Annotated in this window: 1 pseudogene; it reads left to right on the top strand. The window is 72.7% G+C overall.

Annotation, left to right across the window (positions count from 1 at the left end):
* Nucleotides 1–506, top strand: a pseudogene (locus tag IEW07_RS20785) (glucose-6-phosphate dehydrogenase); the annotation flags it as partial.

The following is a 506-nucleotide window of genomic DNA, read 5'->3' as shown; positions in this document are numbered from 1 at the left end:
CGAGATCGTCTACGACGAGGCCCTGGGGCTGGAGAACCGGGCCGGGTACTACGACCGTGCCGGGGCGATGGTCGACATGATCCAGTCCCACCTGCTGCAGGTCATGGCGCTGGTCACGATGGACGCCCCGCTGTCGGTGCACGCCGCTGATCTGCGCGCGGCCAAGACCGAGGCCCTGCGCTCGGTGCGCCCCTTCGACGGCGACCCCGTGGCGGCCGGACGGCGGGCCCGCTACACCGCCGGCACCATCGGCGATCGCCGTCTTCCGTCCTACGCGGAGGAGGACGGGGTAGACCCGGACCGGGGGACCGAGACCCTGGCAGAGGTCACTCTGGAATCCACCACCTGGCGCTGGGCCGGGGTGCCGTTCACCCTGCGCTCGGGCAAGGCCCTGGGGGCGGCACGGCGGGAGATCGCCATCACCTTCCGCGGCGTCCCCCACCTGCCCGCGGGACTGGATGGGCAGGTCGAGCCCACGGTGCTGCGCATCTGCCTGGGACCCGACG

Source organism: Kocuria dechangensis, assembly GCF_014636775.1.
In the GTDB taxonomy this organism is placed as follows: Bacteria; Actinomycetota; Actinomycetes; order Actinomycetales; family Micrococcaceae; genus Kocuria; species Kocuria dechangensis.
This window is presented reverse-complemented; position numbering and strand designations above follow the sequence as displayed.